Source organism: Streptomyces sp. NPDC013457 (genome assembly GCF_043089925.1).
Classification (GTDB): domain Bacteria; phylum Actinomycetota; class Actinomycetes; order Streptomycetales; family Streptomycetaceae; genus Streptomyces.
The window spans coordinates 559245-575196 of the sequence record NZ_JBICBL010000004.1; the positions used below are offsets into that span (position 1 = coordinate 559245).

Here is a 15952-nt window from a genome sequence, read left to right on the forward strand (position 1 = left end):
TCCGATCCCGATCCCGTCCGAGGAGCCAGTCCAGAAAATGACCGAAGTCCTCGGCACACAGCCCGCCCCTGAAGAGTGGCTGGTGATCGTCACCGGCGTGGCCGCGCTCCTCGTCACCGTCCCCCGCGCGATATGGCGGATCTCGCGGAACGCCGTCACCATCGCGCACGAGGGCGGCCACGGTCTGATCGCCCTCGTGACGGGCCGCCGGCTGCAGTCCATCCGGCTCCACTCGGACACCAGCGGGCTGACCGTCTCGCGCGGGCGCCCCACCGGCATCGGCATGATCCTCACCGCCGCCGCCGGCTACACCGCCGCCCCGCTGCTCGGCCTCGGCGGCGCCTGGCTGCTCGCCGACCACCGGATCACGCTGCTCCTCTGGCTCGCCACCGCGCTCCTCCTCGTCATGCTGGTGATGGTCAGGAACGCGTACGGGATCTTCACCGTCCTCGTGACGGGCGCCGCGTTCCTGCTGGTCTCCTGGCTCACCGGCCCGGACGTCCAGTCCGCGTTCGCGTACTCCGTGGTCTGGTTCCTGCTCCTCGGCGGGGTCCGCCCGGTCTTCGAGCTCCAGGGCAAGCGGCGCCACGGAGGGGCACCGGACTCCGACGCCGACCAGCTCGCCCGGCTCACCCATGTCCACCCGGCGCTCTGGCTCTTCTTCTTCCACGCGGTCGCGATCTGCTCCCTGATCGGCGGAGGCCGCTGGCTGCTGGGGCTGTAGCCACCGCGTGCCCCACTAAAGTGAGGGGCATGACCGATACCTCCCCGCACGCCGACCTGCACACCGACCTCTGGCCCGCCCCCTATGCGAGCGGTGCCGTCGACGCGACCGTCACCGTGCCCGGATCGAAGTCGGTCACCAACCGCGGACTGGTCCTCGCCGCGCTCGCCGCCGAGCCGGGCTGGCTCCGCCGCCCGCTGCGCTCCCGCGACACGCTGCTCATGGCGGAGGCCCTGCGCACCCTGGGCGTGAAGATCGAGGAGACGGTCAACTCCAGCTCCTCGGCCGCGGGCGGCACCGGCGAGGCCTGGCGGATCATCCCGGCCGGGCTGCACGGCCCTGCGACCGTGGACGTCGGCAACGCCGGCACGGTCATGCGCTTCCTGCCCCCGGTCGCGGCCCTCGCCGACGGCCCGGTGCACTTCGACGGCGACGCCCGGTCCCACGAGCGACCGCTGCACGGTGTGATCGACGCGCTGCGCGTGCTCGGCGCCCGGATCGACGACGACGGGCGCGGCGCGCTGCCGATGACCGTGCACGGCGGCGGGGCGCTGGACGGCGGCCCGGTGGAGATCGACGCCTCCTCGTCCTCCCAGTTCGTGAGCGCCCTGCTGCTCTCGGCCCCCCGCTTCAACCAGGGCGTGGAGGTACGGCACGTGGGAGCGAAGCTCCCCTCCCTCCCCCACATCCGGATGACCGTCGACATGCTCCGCCAGGTGGGCGCCCAGGTCGACGAGCCGGAGACCGGCGGCGAGGCGAACGTCTGGCGGGTCTCCCCTTCGGCGCTGCTCGGACGCGATCTGACAGTCGAGCCCGACCTGTCCAACGCGCAGCCCTTCCTGGCCGCGGCCCTGGTCACCGGCGGCCGGGTGACGGTCCCGGACTGGCCCGCCAGGACCACCCAACCCGGTGACGCGCTGCGCGAGATCTTCACCGAGATGGGTGGCTCCTGCGAGCTGACCGAGGCGGGTCTCACCTTCACCGGAACCGGCCGGATCCACGGCATCGACGTGGACCTGAGCGAGGTCGGAGAGCTGACGCCCGGTATCGCGGCGGTCGCGGCGCTCGCGGACTCGCCCTCGACGCTGCGCGGCGTCGCGCACCTGCGGCTCCACGAGACGGACCGGCTCGCGGCGCTCACCAAGGAGATCAACGAGCTCGGCGGCGACGTGACGGAGACCGAGGACGGTCTGCTCATCCGCCCGCGCCCGCTGCACGGCGGGGTCTTCCACACGTACCACGACCACCGGATGGCGACCGCGGGCGCGATCATCGGCCTCGCGGTCGAGGGTGTGGAGATCGAGAACGTGGCGACGACGGCCAAGACCTTGCCCGACTTCCCCAGGATGTGGACCGAAATGCTCGGAGTCTGATCCATGCGGCACTACGGGAAGCGCACCGACGAGGACGACATCCGCCAGCGGCCCAACCGCAAGGGCAACCGTCCCCGCACCACCATCCGTCCCAAGCACGAGGACGCGGTCGAGGGCATGGTCCTCACCGTGGACCGCGGCCGGCTCACCGTCCTCGTCGAGGACCGGGTGGTCCTGGCGATGAAGGCGCGCGAGCTGGGCCGCAAGGCCGCGGTCGTCGGCGACCGGGTCTCGCTCGTGGGCGATCTGTCCGGCGAGAAGGACACGCTGGCCCGGATCGTACGGATCGGTGAGCGCAGCTCCGTGCTCCGCCGCACGGCCGACGACGACGACCCGTTCGAGCGGGTCGTCGTCGCCAACGCCGACCAGCTGGCGATCGTCACCGCGCTCGCCGACCCCGAGCCGCGCCCGCGGCTGATCGACCGCTGTCTGGTCGCCGCGTACGACGGCGGGCTGACCCCGCTGCTGGTGCTGACCAAGTCGGACCTGGCGAAGCCGGACGAGCTCCTGGAGATGTACGGCGCGCTGGGTGTGCCGTACGTGGTCACCACGCGCGACGAGTTCGTGGACGGAGTCGCCGCCGAGCGGGTGCACGAGCACCTGAAGGGCCGCACGACCGCGTTCGTCGGCCACTCCGGTGTCGGCAAGACGACCCTCGTCAACGCGCTGGTCCCGGAGGACCGGCGGCGGACCACCGGGCACGTCAACGCCGTGACGGGTCGCGGCCGGCACACCACCACCTCGGCGCTCGCCCTCCCGCTCGATTCCCGCGAGGGCGGCTGGGTGATCGACACCCCGGGCGTGCGTTCCTTCGGTCTCAACCACGTCGACCCGTCCCGGGTGATCCTCGCCTTCCCCGATCTCGTACCGGGTACGGAGAACTGTCCGCGGGCCTGCAGCCACGACGAGCCGGACTGCGCGCTGGACGCGTGGGTGGCCGAGGGGCACGCGGACCCGGCGCGGCTGTACTCACTGCGGCGGCTGCTCGCGACCCGGGAGCGACGCGACGGCGACTGACGCGCCCACGTTTGCGGTCCACCACCGTTGGTAAGTGCATAATCGCACCAAGTGCGACGAAGCAGTCACCTACGGCGTGGGAGGCACTGACGATGGCGTGGCTGCTCGTGGTGGTCGCCGGGCTCCTGGAGACGGGGTTCGCGGTCTGCCTGAAGCTCTCGCACGGGTTCACCCGGTTCTGGCCGACGGTCGCCTTCGCCTGCTTCGCCCTCGGCAGCTTCGGACTTCTGACGCTCGCGCTGCGCAAGCTGGACGTGGGCCCCGCGTACGCGGTGTGGACCGGCATCGGCGCGGCCGGGACGGCGATCTACGGGATGGTCTTCCTCGGCGACGTCGTGTCGACCCTGAAGATCGTGTCGATCACGCTGGTGATCGTCGGCGTGGTCGGACTCCAGCTCTCGGGGTCGGCGCACTGACCTTCCACGACGAGGGGTGCGGGGGCGACGACGTAGGAGAGCGCGAGCCGCAGCACGATCTCGCAGGAGTTCCGCACGTCCCCGTCGCGATCCTGGAGCACCGTCGCGGCGCGGTCACGGGCGAGGCGGAGCAGGTCGGTGGGGGACGGCACGCCCGCGTCGGCGCGGCGCTGCGCGGGGACGGCGGAGGCGCGTGATCCGGCTCTGGCCGGGCGGGGCACGGGGAGCCGCTCGCCCCAGCAGCCGGTGAGCAGGGCCCTCAGAACGGGGCGGGTGTAGGCCTGGGAGACGGTCCACTCGGCGACGGCGAGGAGGTTCCGCCGGGGCGGCGCGGGCGCGGCCAGGACTCGTTCGACGCCCTGGAGGTACGCGTCCGCCTCGCGCCGTACGAGCGCGCGGGCGAGGCCCTCCTTGCTGCCGAACTCGTTGTACAGGGTCTGCCGGGAGACACCGGCGGCGGAGGCGACGTCGACCATCCGGACCGCGGACCAGGGCAGCACCGCGAGCGACGCGAGGGCGGCATCGAGCAGGGCCTCACGGGCAGTCGGCATCGTCGCCTCCCGGCCAGAACGGTTCTGCGCTCAGAGTTGACGGGCCGCCACGCACTGTCAAGGCCTCCCGCCGGGCCACGCCCCTTCGGGGGATAGAGTTTCGACCATGGCCGATTACCACGACGATCTGCGTCTCGCCCACGTCCTCGCGGATGCCGCCGACGCGGCCACCATGGACCGGTTCAAGGCGCTCGACCTGAAGGTCGAGACGAAGCCGGACATGACGCCGGTGAGCGAGGCGGACAAGGCCGCCGAGGAGCTGATCCGCGGTCAGCTGCAGCGGGCGCGCCCGCGCGACGCGATCCTCGGCGAGGAGTACGGCGTGGAGGGCACGGGCCCGCGCCGCTGGGTGATCGACCCGATCGACGGCACCAAGAACTACGTGCGAGGCGTGCCGGTCTGGGCGACCCTGATCGCGCTGATGGAGGCCGGCGACAGCGGGTTCCAGCCGGTGGTCGGCGTGGTCTCCGCGCCGGCGCTGGGCCGCCGCTGGTGGGCGGCGAAGGGCGCGGGGGCGTTCACGGGCCGCAGCCTGACGTCGGCGACGCGGATCCAGGTCTCGAAGGTCGCGGAGCTGGGTGACGCCTCGTTCGCGTACTCCTCGCTCAGCGGCTGGGAGGAGCGGGGCCGGCTCGACGGCTTCCTCGACCTCACGCGCGCCTGCTGGCGGACCCGGGCGTACGGCGACTTCTGGCCGTACATGATGGTCGCCGAGGGCGCGGTGGACCTCTGCGCCGAACCGGAGCTCTCGCTCTGGGACATGGCGGCGACGGCGATCGTCGTCCAGGAGGCGGGCGGCACGTTCACCGGCCTGGACGGCCGGCACGGCCCGCACAGCGGCGACGCGGCGGCGTCGAACGGTCTGCTCCACGGCGAACTGCTGAGCTACCTCAACCAGAAGGACTGACGCACGGCGGACGAGCCGCCTCACGCACCCCCCGGGCGCGCCTCGCGCGCCCCCTTGTCAGGCCCCCGGCCCGCTGCGACTCTGAAAGTCCCCCCACTTGTGAACTTGTGAATTCGTTCTCGTTGAAAGCGGGAACGGTTCACCGAGGAGGTGGCTCCTTTCATGCTCGTCCGTGACGCCATGAGCACGGTGGTCCTCACCATCGGCCCCACCCACACTCTCCGCCAGGCCGCCCGGCTGATGTCGGCGCGCCGCGTCGGCGCGGCGGTCGTCCACGACACCGACGCCGGCGGGTTCGGAATCCTCACCGAGCGCGACATCCTCAACTCCATCGGCGCCGGCCAGAACCCGGACCACGAGACCGCGGGCTCCCACACCACCACCGACGTCGTCTTCGCCGCACCCGCCTGGACCCTGGAGGAGGCGGCCGCCGCCATGACCCACGGCGGCTTCCGCCACCTCGTCGTCCTCGACGGACACGGGCCGGTCGGCATCGTCTCCGTACGCGACATCATCCGCTGCTGGACCCCGGCACACCACCACGCGACGACCATGGCGAGCTGAGACGAGAGAAGAGGGCCGGCACGCGCGATCGCGTACCGGCCCTCCCCCTCTTCACGACAAGCGCCCTCGGCCGCGCAGGGCCTGGACCGCGGCCTCCGGCCGCTTGCCGGTCGAGCCTACAATAGACAATGTCCAAGACAAGTGAACATCCAAAGTCACACCCGTTCGGGATCATGGACCCCCGCTGTTACCCTGGCTCCCATGAGTGACCTGTTGGAACGTCTGCGCGGCCGCGGCTGGCGAATGACCGCGCAGCGGCGCGTCGTGGCCGAGGTGCTCGACGGAGACCATGTCCATCTGACCGCCGACGAGGTCCACGCCCGTGCCGTGGAACGGCTGCCCGAGATCTCCCGGGCGACCGTCTACAACACCCTGGGCGAGATGGTCACCCTCGGCGAGGTGATGGAGGTCGCGACGGACGGCCGCGCCAAGCGGTACGACCCGAACGCCCATCGCCCGCACCAGCACCTGGTCTGTGGCCGCTGCGGCGCGATCCGCGACGTCCACCCCGCCGGCAACCCGCTGGCGGACCTCCCGGACTCGGAGCGCTTCGGCTTCACGATCTCCGGCGTGGAGGTCACGTACCGGGGCCTCTGCCCGAACTGCGCCTCGACCGCCTGAGACGCAATCCGAGACGCCGGAAGCCCCCCACCGAGGTGGGGGGCTTCTCCGTGTGTCGCCGATGCGGACCCGGACACGACGAAGGCCCGGATCCAGAGGATCCGGGCCTTCGGTGCTACTGAGTAGCGGGGACAGGATTTGAACCTGCGACCTCTGGGTTATGAGCCCAGCGAGCTACCGAGCTGCTCCACCCCGCGTCGGTGAACCTAACCTTACGGGACGGCCACGACCAGCGCAAATCGCTTAAGCGGTGAGCTCCTGGTGCAGCGCCTCGCTCAGCCGCGCCGCCCTCTCGGCCACCTCCGCGGGACCCAGCTCCACGGCCCGCGCGCACCAGTGCCTGCCCTCCGTCAGCTCTCCGCGCCGTGCCGCGAGCAGGGCGAGCCGCAGCGCGGCCCGCCCGTGTCCGGCCCGGGCGGCGCGGGTCCACCACAGGGCGGCCTCGCGCTCACTGCCCTCGCGGGCCAGCAGCAGGCCGAGGTTGAAGGCACCGTTACGGCTGCCCGCCTCCGCGGCCTCGCGGTACCAGTGGGCCGCCTCCGCCACGTCGCCGCGGGCGGCGGCCAGCATGCCCACCCGCACCTGCGCACGCCGGTGCCCCTGCTGGGCGGCGCGCTCGTACCACTCCTCGCACTCGGTCTTCTCCTCGCGCGGGGCGCCGAGTGCAGGCGGTCCGGGCTGCGGGCGGCGCGCGTCGAGGACGCTCGCCAGCCGGAACGCCGCCTCGGCGCTGCCGCCGCCCGCCGCGCACCGCAGATGGCGCTCGGCGGTCTGCTCGTCGCCGTCCCGCAGGCAGGCGATGCCGACCTGGAGGGCGGCCTCGGTGTGCCCGGCCGCCGCCGCACGCTCGTACCAGCTCAGCGCCGTACGGTCGTCGTCGCGACCCGCGTAGAGGATGCCGAGGTTGAAGGCGGCGTCGACGCTGCCGGCCTCGGCAGCCTTGGAGAACCACGGCTCGGCGCCGTTCGCGTCGCCGGCCTGGAGGAGGAGCACGGCGAGCGCGTTGGCGGCCTCACGGTGGCCCGCGTACGCGGCGCGGCGGTACCACTGCTCGGCCTGCTGGTTGCGGTCCTGGGCGGCGCAGAGGAGCCCGAGGTTGTACGCCCCGTTGACGTCGCCCGCGTCCATCGCGGCGCGGTACCAGCGCTCGGCGGTCTGCTGCTCGCCACGGGCGGCGTGCAGGGCGCCGAGGGCGTTGGCAGCGTTGCCATCGCCGTCCTGGGCGGCGCGCAGCCACCACACGGCGGCGCTCTCCTCGTCCCCGGCATCGCGCAGCAGGAAGCCGAGCGCGCAGGCCGCCTTCGCCTCGCCCTCCTTGGCCGAGCTCAGGTACCAGCGGCCCGCCTCCTTGAGCTCGCCACGCTTCTCCAGGAGCGCGCCGAGGTGGAGCGCGGCCCGGCGGTGCCCGCGCGCGGCCGCCTGCCGGAACCACTGCTCGGCCTCGCCCAGCTCTCCGGCGGGCGGCGCGGTGGCGCCGTCGCCGGACGCCGGGCCGGCGGCCGGTCCGGGCAGCGCGCCGGGCGCCGAGGCCGTACCGGGGGCCGTACCCGCCGCCGCGCCGCTCAGGCCGGCCGGTCCGTCGGTCTCCGTCGCGCGCCGCTCCAGGGCCAGGGCGAGGCGGTAGGCGGCCTCGCGGTGGCCCTGCTCGGCGGCCGCGCGGAGCCACCGCTCGGCGCCGACGTCGCTGCGGTGCTCCAGGAGGTCGGCGAGGGCGTACGCCCCCAGGGCGTGGCCCTGCTCGGCGGACTGGCGCAGCCAGTACTCGGCGGCGGGCTCGTCGCCGCGCTCGCGGTGGTGGCGGCCGAGCGCGTGGGCGGCGGGCGCGGAGCCCGCGACGGCAGCGACCCGCCACCAGCCGGCGGCCTCCTCCGCGTAACCGCGCTGGTGCAGCAGGACGCCCAGGTTGTTGGCGGCGGCGCGGTCCCCCTCGGCCGTGGCGCCGCGCAGGTAGGGCTCGGCACCGTCCAGGTCACCGCGGCGCAGCAGCAGCGCGCCGAGCACGCTCATGGACGCGGCGTCGCCGTTCTCGGCGGCGCGACGGTGGCGCGCCTCGGTCTCCGTGTCGCTCTCGGTCTCGGTGTCGGCGGTGGTGTCGACGGCCGCATCGACGGCCACCGCGGCCTCGATGATGTCATCTGCGGCACGTCGAGCGTGCCGCTGCACAAACCGCCCTGTCTCCAACAGAGTTGCCCTGTCCCCCATAAAAACCATCGTCGCACCACCCGCAACGCGCGTACACCTGGTATACCGCAGCCAGTGAGGTCACTTCAGCGTTTTGTCGACATGCCCACAGAGAGACAAGTCAAACACGACTCACCTCAACTCGCCCCTTCTCCACCGCTCTTCGGGCAGTCGTGCGCCCCCGTGCGGACACGCGACTAGGGCCCGGATCCTGAAGGATCCGGGCCCTAGTCTTCAGTAGCGGGGACAGGATTTGAACCTGCGACCTCTGGGTTATGAGCCCAGCGAGCTACCGAGCTGCTCCACCCCGCGTCGTTGTGCCTTAAAGGTATCACGACGCGGAGTGGCTCCCGACCGGGCTGGTCAGCCTGCCGGGCTCGCGCTCGACGTCGGCGTCGGCCCGGTGGACGGCGTCGCCCCCGGCTTCGGCTCCGTGCCGCCCGGCTTCTGGTCCGTCGAGGGCAGCTTCGCGCCCGCCTCCGCGGCCCGTTGGAGGGCGTCCTGCAGTGCCTCCTGGGCCTTGCCGTACGCGGTCCAGTCGCCCTTCTGCAGAGCCGCCTCACCGTCGTCCATCGCCTTCTGCGCGTCGGCGATGGCCTGCTTCAGCGCGGCGTCGTTGGTCGTCGGCGTCGTCGGCGGCTTGGTGCCCGGCTGCTCGGGCTGCTGGGGCGGCGTGGCGCCGTCCACTCCGAAGACCGCGTTCAGCGCGTCGGTGAGGTTGTCCTCGAACACCGTGGTGTCCTTGGTGGTGTCACCGTCCGGCTGGTCCGCGTCCACGTACGACACCGCGACCTTCTTCAGCAGCGGGTAGTGCGCGTTGCGGCCCTGGGCGTACACCGGCTCGACGTACAGGAAGCCGCCGTCGAGCGGCACCGTCAGCAGGTTGCCGTACTGGATGTCGGAGTCGGCGCCCTTCATGTCACGGACGAAGGTGGCCACCGACGGGAGGCTGTTGAGCTTGTTCTGCACCTGCTCGGGTCCCGGGACCTCGGAGGTGACTCTCAACAGCCTTATGCGGCCGTAGTCCTTGGAGCCGGCGTCGGCGTCGACCGCCATGAAGCCGCCCAGGTTGGGCCGCCCGTTGGGGGTGAACGTCGTCGTCAGCGAGAACTGCTGCTGCTTGTCCCCCGGCATCTTCATGCTCAGGTAGTACGGCGGGACCGCGTTGCCGTCCTTGTTGGTCGGGTCGTCCGGCACCTGCCAGGCGTCCGAGCCGCTGTAGAACTGCGCCGGGTCCTTCACGTGGTACCGGGTGAGCAGCTCGCGCTGGACCTTGAACATGTCCTGCGGGTAGCGCAGGTGCTGCATCAGCTCGGGGTTGATCGCCTCACGCGGCTTGACGGTGTCCGGGAACGCCTTCATCCACGTCTTGAGGACCGGGTCCTTCTTGTCCCACTCGTACATGGTCACCGTGCCGTCGTAGGCGTCGACGGTGGCCTTCACCGAGTTGCGGATGTAGTTGACCTGGTTCTGCTGGGCGACCACCGCGCGCTGCTGGTTGCCCACGGTCAGGGAGTCCGCCGTGGTGTCGCCGAGCGTGGTGCGCGAGGCGTACGGGTAGCCGTTCGTGGTCGTGTACGCGTCGACGATCCAGACGATCTTCTTGTTCACGACCGCCGGGTAGGCGTCGCCGTCGATGGTCAGCCAGGGTGCGACCGCCTCGACGCGCTCCTTGGGCGTGCGGTTGTAGAGGATCCGCGAGCCGTCGCCGATGGCTCCCGAGTAGAGGATCTGCGGCTCGCTGAACGCCACCGCGTACGCGGCGCGGTTGAAGGTGTTGGAGAGGTTGACCCCGCTCTTGCCCTCGTAGCTGGTGGTCTTCTCGCCGTTCTCCTCGTAGTCCAGCTCCTTCTGCGGGCCGCCGACGATCGAGTACTGGTCCGTCTTCTCGCCGTAGTAGATCCGCTGCTGGTACGGGCCGAGCATTCCGGTGGTCGGCAGGCCCGCCTCGGTGAAGACCGGGGAGCCGTTGGCGTCCGTCTGCGTGCCCGCGGCCATGATCGCGCCGTAGCCGTGGGTGTACGTGAAGTGGTCGTTGATCCAGTTCCGCTTCGGGATGCCCTTGATGTTGAGCTCGCGCAGGCCGACGACGGTGTCCTGGCCCTTGTAGCGGTCGACGTCGAGGGTGGTCGGGAACTGGTAGTACTTCCGCTTCTGCTCCAGCTGCTGGAACGTCGGCGACACGATGTTCGGGTCGATCAGCCGGTAGCTGGCCGCCGTGTCCGAGTTCGCGCGGAGCTGGTCCTTGGCCTTCACCGTCGACTTGCCCGAGTAGTTCTCCGGCTCGGTGCCGTCGATGGCGTACGCCTTGCGCGTGGCATCGATGTTCTTCTGGATGTACGGCGCTTCCTTGGCCTGCTCGTTCGGCTGGACCTGGAACTTCTGCACGATGGCCGGGTACAGGCCGCCGATCAGGATCGCCGACAGGACCATGAGGCCGAAGCCGATCACGGGAAGCTGCCAGGTGCGGCGCCACAGCGTCGCGAAGAAGAGCACGGCGCAGATCACGGCGATGCAGAACAGGATCGTCTTCGCCGGAAGGTAGGCGTTGGCGTCGACGTACCGCAGACCCGTCCAGTTGCCCGCCGCCTTGAAGTCGCTGGACTTCACGGCGAGGCCGTACCGGTCGAGCCAGTACGCCACGGCCTTGAGGGAGACGAAGACGCCGAGGAGCACCGACAGGTGCCCCGTCGCGGCGGCGGTGGCGCGGGCACCGGGGCTGGTGACGCGCAGTCCGCCGTACAGGTAGTGCGTCAGCGCGGCGGCCACCAGCGACAGGACGGCGGCGGCGAAGCCGAAGGCCAGCAGCGAGCGGTACCAGGGCAGGTCGAAGGCGTAGAACGACACGTCCAGCTGGAACTGGGGGTCCTTCTGGCCGAACGACACGCCGTTGACCCACATGAGCCAGGTCCGCCACTGGCCGGAGGCCGAGGCACCGGCGATCAGGCCGACGAGCGCGGTGATCGCGAGGAGCACCCACTTCTTGTAGGGCGCGAGCCCCATCCGGTACCGGTCGAGGCTCTGCTGCTCCAGCGACATCGCGCTCAGCGGCGGCCGGAGCCGGTGCGCCAGCCAGATGTTGAACCCGACGGCGAGCGCCATCAGCAGACCGAAGACGGCGAACAGGCCGATCTTGGTCCACAGCGTGGTGGTGAACACGGACGAGTACTGGACAGAGCGGTACCAGAGCCAGTCCGTCCAGAACCCGGCGAACATGACGAACACCATGGCCAGGACGGCCAGCACACCCAGGGTCATGAGCAGCGTGCGGGCCCGCCGGGACGGCCGGCCGACTCTGATCCGTGGCCCGGACGGACCTCCGCCGCCTCCGCGGTCGGGCATCTGGAAAGCCAACGTGCGCCCCTCAGGTTGATGCGTCGATAAAGCAGGCCCCGCGATCGTAGAGCCCACTGATGCAACTTACTGAGGCTTTACCTAGTTCCCGTCTTCGGGGGAAGAGGAGGCAGGATGTTGTCCATGTCCAACGTTTCCCCCTCCGGTACCCCCATGGCCGCGAGCCCCCTCACCCGCGCGGTGCTCGAGATCGACGAGTACGCCTCCGGCCTCGGCTGGGACCGTCCGGCCCGGCTCTTCGCCCTGGTCGACACCGCCCGACTGCGTGCCCAGGAGCCGGGACTCGCCTCCCAGCTCGGCCTCGAAGGCGACGGGGCGGCCGCCGCCTACACCCCCATCGAGCAGGAGGAACTGCCGAAGGGGAAGCCCCTCGACGAGTTCCTCGGCACCATCGCCTGGCCGGACGCCGTGGTCGGCTGCGCACTGACGGTGGAGCGGCTGATGCTCCCGCCGTCGGCCGAGGCGTCCGTGCCGGAGGGCCTGAGCGAGGCCGCTCTGGCGAAGTGGGTGGCCCGGCACCCCGACCGCCAGGAGGTCCGGATGACCGTGGCCGTGCTCCGTGACGGCGCGCGGGAGGCGGCGATCCGGCTGCGCGAGAAGGACTCCCCGAACGAGGTGCTGACGGGCGCGGACCTGGTGCCGGGGCTGGCGGAGGCCCTGGCGGCGACCTTCGAGGGCTGAGACACCCGTGTACAAGGGGGCGCCCCGGTCGGTGGACCGGGGCGCCCCCTTCTCCGTACGGGCGCCGTTCTAGCTCTTCGAGCAGCTGGGCAGGTTCTTCGTGTCCCCGGCGCGGAGCTTCTCCAGCGACTTCGTGGCGTCGTCGATGGTGTTCACCTTGATCAGGGTGAGGCCGTCGGGGATGTCGGAGGCGGCGGTCGCGCAGTTGTCGGCCGGGGTGAGGAAGTACCGGGCGCCCGCGTTGCGCGCGCCGACGAGCTTCATCTGGATGCCGCCGATGGGGCCGACCTGGCCCTTCTCGTCGATGGTCCCGGTACCGGCGATGAACTTGCCGTCGGTGAGGCTCTCCGGCGTCAGCTTGTCGACGATGCCGAGGGCGAACATCAGGCCGGCGCTGGGGCCGCCCACGTCGGCGAGCTTGATGTCGATCGTGAACGGGAAGACGTGGTCGGTGCCGGCCTGGATGCCGACGATGGCCCGGTCGCCCTCCGGGGACTTCACCGTGGTGACGGAGACCTTCTCGGTGGCGGTGGGCTCCTTGCCGGCCTTCTCCGCCGCCTCCGCCTCCTTGGCGGGGACGATCGTGAAGTCGACCTTCTCGCCCGGCTTGTGCGTGGTCACCTGCTTGGCGACGTCCCCCGGCTCCTTGACGGGCACACCGTCCACGGCCTTGACGACGTCGCCGGCGTGCAGCTCGCCCTGGGCGGGGCTGTCCTTGACGACGGAGGCCACGACGACCCGGGTGGTCACCGGGATGTCCAGCTCGCCGAGGGCGGCGACCTTGGCGCTCTCCTGGGACTGGCTGAACTCCTCGGCGTTCTCCTGGGTCGACTGCTCCTCGGTCTTGCCGTCCGGGTAGAGGGTCTCCTTGGGGACGACCACGTTGTCGTGGGCGAGCCAGCCGTAGACCGCCTCGACCACGTTCATCCGGTAGTCCGCGCTGGTGACGCGGACGGTCGTCATGTTGAGATGCCCGTCGGTGGGGTAGGTCTTGCGCCCCGAGATCTGCAGGACGGGTTCGCCCGCGGCCTCCCCGAGGGTGTTGACCGTCGGGCCGGGGCTCATCTCCGCGTACGGCACCGGGACCAGAACGCCCACACAGAGCAGGGTGATCAGGACGAGGGTGGAGGCGAGCATCGTCGCGGTGCGGCGTGGCATGGAACGACAGTACGGGACCGGCCTGTGAGTGCACCCGTGGGGCGGGTCCGTACGAGGCGGCCCGGCAGGCGGAACTCAGCCGGAGACGTGACTACTGCGTACGGGGGACGAGGGTGCGGCCGGAGCCATCTCGGGTTCGGCGTCGGCGAAGCCGACGTGGGAACGCTCCATGGCGTCCCTGAACCGTGCGTAGCCGGCGAGCTCGGCCACGTCTCCGATGGTCTTGCTCCGCTGGGCCCAGCTTCCCCATATCGCCGCGCCGACGACTGCGAAAAGCGGAATCAGCAACCATGCGAGGACTGCCATCCCGACCTCCCATCCCCAATGAGCGACCGCAACCGACCGCGACCGGCCGATCAGCAGACTAACGATCTGCAGCATCAACGCTGCTGCCGGGGGGCCGGTTACGCAAATCGGGGCGTTCGACTACCGCACGTCGGCGCGGCGCCTTGCGGCGGAGCCGTGGGGGCTCTGCGGGTGGACGCTCAGCAGGCCCCTACCCTCCCCCAGACTCCGTCCGGGGGGACCCCCAGGCCTGGGGTGGACGCTCAGCAGGCCCCGACCCTCCCCCAGACTCCGTCCGGGGGGACCCCCAGGCCTGGGGTGGACGCTCAGCAGGCCCCGACCCACTCCTCGGTGCCGTCCGAGAACGTCTGGTGCTTCCAGATGGGGACCTCGTGCTTGAGGTCGTCGATGAGCTTGCGGCAGGCCTCGAAGGCCTCGCCGCGGTGCGGGCAGGAGACCGCGACCACGACCGCGAGATCGCCGACGCTCAGATCGCCCACACGGTGGACCGCGGCCAGCGCGCGGACCGGGTAGTCGGCGACGACCTTCTCGGCGACCCGGCGCAGCTCGTCCTCGGCGGAGGGGTGGCAGGAGTACCCGAGCGCGTCGACATCGGTGCCGCCGTCGTGGTTGCGCACCGTGCCCACGAAGAGCGTCGTGCCGCCGGCCGCGTCGTCGCCGACCGCACGGAAGACCTCGTCGACCGAGAGCGGGGTGTCACGGATCGCGAGGAGCTTGATCGGGTCCGCCGCGGTCTGCTCGCCGGGGTGGTCATGGGTGCGTGCCATGCGCCCATGGTGCCGTACCGCACGGACATCACGGAATAGCGCTTTCCGCCGGTGGACCCGACCCTCCGTAGGAGGGTCCTACAGCTCAGCCGCTACATGCCGCGCCGCTTCCGCATCTGGCGCACGAGCGCCGCCGTGCCGAGCAGCGCGACCGTCGCACCGGCCGCTCCGGCCGCCGTGGCGTCCTTGCGGCCGAGCCTGCGGCCCGCGACCGTGTGCCGGCCCTCGACCTCCTCCAGGAGCGCGGCGAGCACCTCCTCGTTGGTCCACGTGGGCCGCCAGCCCGCGTCGTGCAGCCGCCCGACGCTGACCACCCACGGGTGCATGGTGTAGGCGAGGTCCCCGGCCGGGGACGGTGTGAGCCCGATCCGGTGCAGCCGGGCCGCCGCGCCGAGGGCGACCGCGGAGGGCAGCTCCATCCGCCGGATCCCGGACAGCTCCTCGACCTCCTCCTGTTCGAGCCAGCCGTCGCAGCCGACCGCGAACTCCCCGTCGACCTTCTCGAGCGCCGCGTACTCCAGTGCGCTGACCAGGTCCTCGACGTGGCAGAACTGCCAGGTGGGGCGGGAGCCTGCCACGACGAGCAGCCGGGGCGACTCGAAGTAGCGGGTCAGGGCCGTGTCCGTGCCGCCGACCAGGACCGCGGGCCTGACGACGGTGACCTGGAGTCCGGGGTGGGCTCGGGGCGCGCGGCGGCCGAGCCGCTCGATCTCCAGCATGTCGCCGACGCCGGTGGCCTCGGCGGTCGCCCGCAGCTCGGCGTCCTCGGAGAGGGGGATGTCGTTGTCGGGCAGCGCGCCGTAGACCATCGCGGAGGTGCAGAGCACCACACGGTGCACGCCCGCGGCCGCGGCGGCCGTGAGGACGGTCTGCGCGCCGCGCACGTTGTAGGCCGTTCGGGCGGCCGCGTCGGATTCCAGGTCGAGGTCGACGGCGAGGTGCACGACGACGTCCGCGCCGCGCAGCTTCTCGGCGATCGCCGGGTCGCGCACGTCGAGGATGTGCCATTGCGCCTCGGAGACCTCGCCCCGGCGCTCGTCGATCGCGACGACCTGCTTGATCTCCTCGGACGCGGCGAGGCGCGCGGTCAGCAGGGCGCCGACCCCGGACGCGGCGCCCGTGACGGCGACCACGGGGCCGCGCCCGGCGGGCCGGGTCGAGATGTTTCGCGCTGCGCGAACCTGAGGATCTGGGGAACTCACCGGGCGTCTCCAGCGGTTGTCTTCAGTACGTACCCGAATGACGCGTACGTACCAGGTGGCGTCCATCCTGCCGCAGGCCACGGCCCGGCGGAGCACCGAGCCCATATCCGGCCCGGATGTCTACGCTGGT

At 71.5% G+C, this 15952-nt stretch carries 15 protein-coding genes and 2 tRNA genes; 8 read left to right on the forward strand and 9 right to left on the reverse strand.

The window, feature by feature from the left end; all coding sequences use genetic code 11:
* Positions 1–37: 37 nt before the first annotated feature.
* The 4 genes from ACF1G2_RS14350 to ACF1G2_RS14365 all read left to right on the forward strand — a co-directional run bounded on the left by ACF1G2_RS14350 (position 38) and on the right by ACF1G2_RS14365 (position 3530).
* Positions 38–724 carry a M50 family metallopeptidase gene (locus tag ACF1G2_RS14350; protein WP_391798531.1) on the forward strand — a complete coding sequence of 229 codons (687 nt, stop codon included), beginning with the start codon at positions 38–40 and terminating at the stop codon, positions 722–724.
* 29 nt (positions 725–753) lie between these two features.
* Positions 754–2097: a 3-phosphoshikimate 1-carboxyvinyltransferase gene (aroA, locus tag ACF1G2_RS14355; RefSeq protein WP_391798532.1), complete on the forward strand. Its 1344-nt coding sequence runs from the start codon at positions 754–756 to the stop codon at positions 2095–2097.
* Positions 2098–2100: 3 nt separating this feature from the next.
* Positions 2101–3114 (forward strand): ribosome small subunit-dependent GTPase A, encoded by a 1014-nt coding sequence (gene rsgA / locus ACF1G2_RS14360; RefSeq protein ID WP_391798533.1) that lies wholly within the window; start codon positions 2101–2103, stop codon positions 3112–3114.
* A gap of 92 nt (positions 3115–3206) precedes the next feature.
* Positions 3207–3530: a DMT family transporter gene (locus ACF1G2_RS14365; protein ID WP_376441362.1), complete on the forward strand. Its 324-nt coding sequence runs from the start codon at positions 3207–3209 to the stop codon at positions 3528–3530.
* Here the strand turns inward: ACF1G2_RS14365 and ACF1G2_RS14370 are convergent.
* The gene (locus tag ACF1G2_RS14370; protein WP_391798534.1) at positions 3422–4081 is read right to left on the reverse strand and encodes a TetR/AcrR family transcriptional regulator; all 660 of its coding nucleotides are present in this window, start codon (positions 4079–4081) and stop codon (positions 3422–3424) included. The genes ACF1G2_RS14365 and ACF1G2_RS14370 overlap by 109 nt on opposite strands.
* A 106-nt stretch (positions 4082–4187) precedes the next feature.
* Here ACF1G2_RS14370 and hisN point away from each other — a divergent pair, with 106 nt between their 5' ends.
* The 3 genes from hisN to ACF1G2_RS14385 all read left to right on the forward strand — a co-directional run bounded on the left by hisN (position 4188) and on the right by ACF1G2_RS14385 (position 6173).
* Complete coding sequence (hisN, locus tag ACF1G2_RS14375; protein ID WP_391798535.1) at positions 4188–4988, forward strand: histidinol-phosphatase; 801 nt, start codon at positions 4188–4190, stop codon at positions 4986–4988.
* A 162-nt stretch (positions 4989–5150) separates the two neighbouring features.
* Complete coding sequence (locus ACF1G2_RS14380; RefSeq protein WP_391798536.1) at positions 5151–5552, forward strand: cyclic nucleotide-binding/CBS domain-containing protein; 402 nt, start codon at positions 5151–5153, stop codon at positions 5550–5552.
* Positions 5553–5753: 201 nt separating this feature from the next.
* Entirely contained in the window at positions 5754–6173 is a 420-nt protein-coding gene (locus tag ACF1G2_RS14385; protein WP_391798537.1) for a Fur family transcriptional regulator, read from the forward strand.
* A 123-nt stretch (positions 6174–6296) separates the two neighbouring features.
* Here the strand turns inward: ACF1G2_RS14385 and ACF1G2_RS14390 are convergent.
* From ACF1G2_RS14390 to ACF1G2_RS14405, 4 genes are all read right to left on the reverse strand, one after another.
* Positions 6297–6370: transfer RNA gene (locus ACF1G2_RS14390), tRNA-Met, on the reverse strand.
* A gap of 46 nt (positions 6371–6416) precedes the next feature.
* The gene (locus ACF1G2_RS14395) at positions 6417–8384 is read right to left on the reverse strand and encodes a tetratricopeptide repeat protein (protein WP_391798538.1); all 1968 of its coding nucleotides are present in this window, start codon (positions 8382–8384) and stop codon (positions 6417–6419) included.
* A gap of 208 nt (positions 8385–8592) precedes the next feature.
* A tRNA-Met gene (locus ACF1G2_RS14400) sits at positions 8593–8666 on the reverse strand.
* A gap of 51 nt (positions 8667–8717) precedes the next feature.
* Entirely contained in the window at positions 8718–11696 is a 2979-nt protein-coding gene (locus ACF1G2_RS14405; RefSeq protein ID WP_391798539.1) for a UPF0182 family protein, read from the reverse strand.
* A 135-nt stretch (positions 11697–11831) separates the two neighbouring features.
* Here ACF1G2_RS14405 and ACF1G2_RS14410 point away from each other — a divergent pair, with 135 nt between their 5' ends.
* Complete coding sequence (locus ACF1G2_RS14410; protein WP_391798540.1) at positions 11832–12389, forward strand: PPA1309 family protein; 558 nt, start codon at positions 11832–11834, stop codon at positions 12387–12389.
* A gap of 69 nt (positions 12390–12458) precedes the next feature.
* On the opposite strand, the gene ACF1G2_RS14415 is transcribed toward ACF1G2_RS14410, so the two are convergent.
* The 4 genes from ACF1G2_RS14415 to ACF1G2_RS14430 all read right to left on the reverse strand — a co-directional run bounded on the left by ACF1G2_RS14415 (position 12459) and on the right by ACF1G2_RS14430 (position 15822).
* On the reverse strand, positions 12459–13547 hold the full coding sequence (locus ACF1G2_RS14415; RefSeq protein ID WP_391798541.1) for a PDZ domain-containing protein: 1089 nt from the start codon (positions 13545–13547) through the stop codon (positions 12459–12461).
* Positions 13548–13622: 75 nt separating this feature from the next.
* Positions 13623–13853 carry a hypothetical protein gene (locus tag ACF1G2_RS14420; RefSeq protein WP_391798582.1) on the reverse strand — a complete coding sequence of 77 codons (231 nt, stop codon included), beginning with the start codon at positions 13851–13853 and terminating at the stop codon, positions 13623–13625.
* Between the two features lie 305 nt (positions 13854–14158).
* Complete coding sequence (locus ACF1G2_RS14425) at positions 14159–14620, reverse strand: molybdenum cofactor biosynthesis protein MoaE (protein ID WP_391798542.1); 462 nt, start codon at positions 14618–14620, stop codon at positions 14159–14161.
* 92 nt (positions 14621–14712) lie between these two features.
* Entirely contained in the window at positions 14713–15822 is a 1110-nt protein-coding gene (locus ACF1G2_RS14430; RefSeq protein WP_383228420.1) for an SDR family oxidoreductase, read from the reverse strand.
* Positions 15823–15952: the final 130 nt, after the last annotated feature.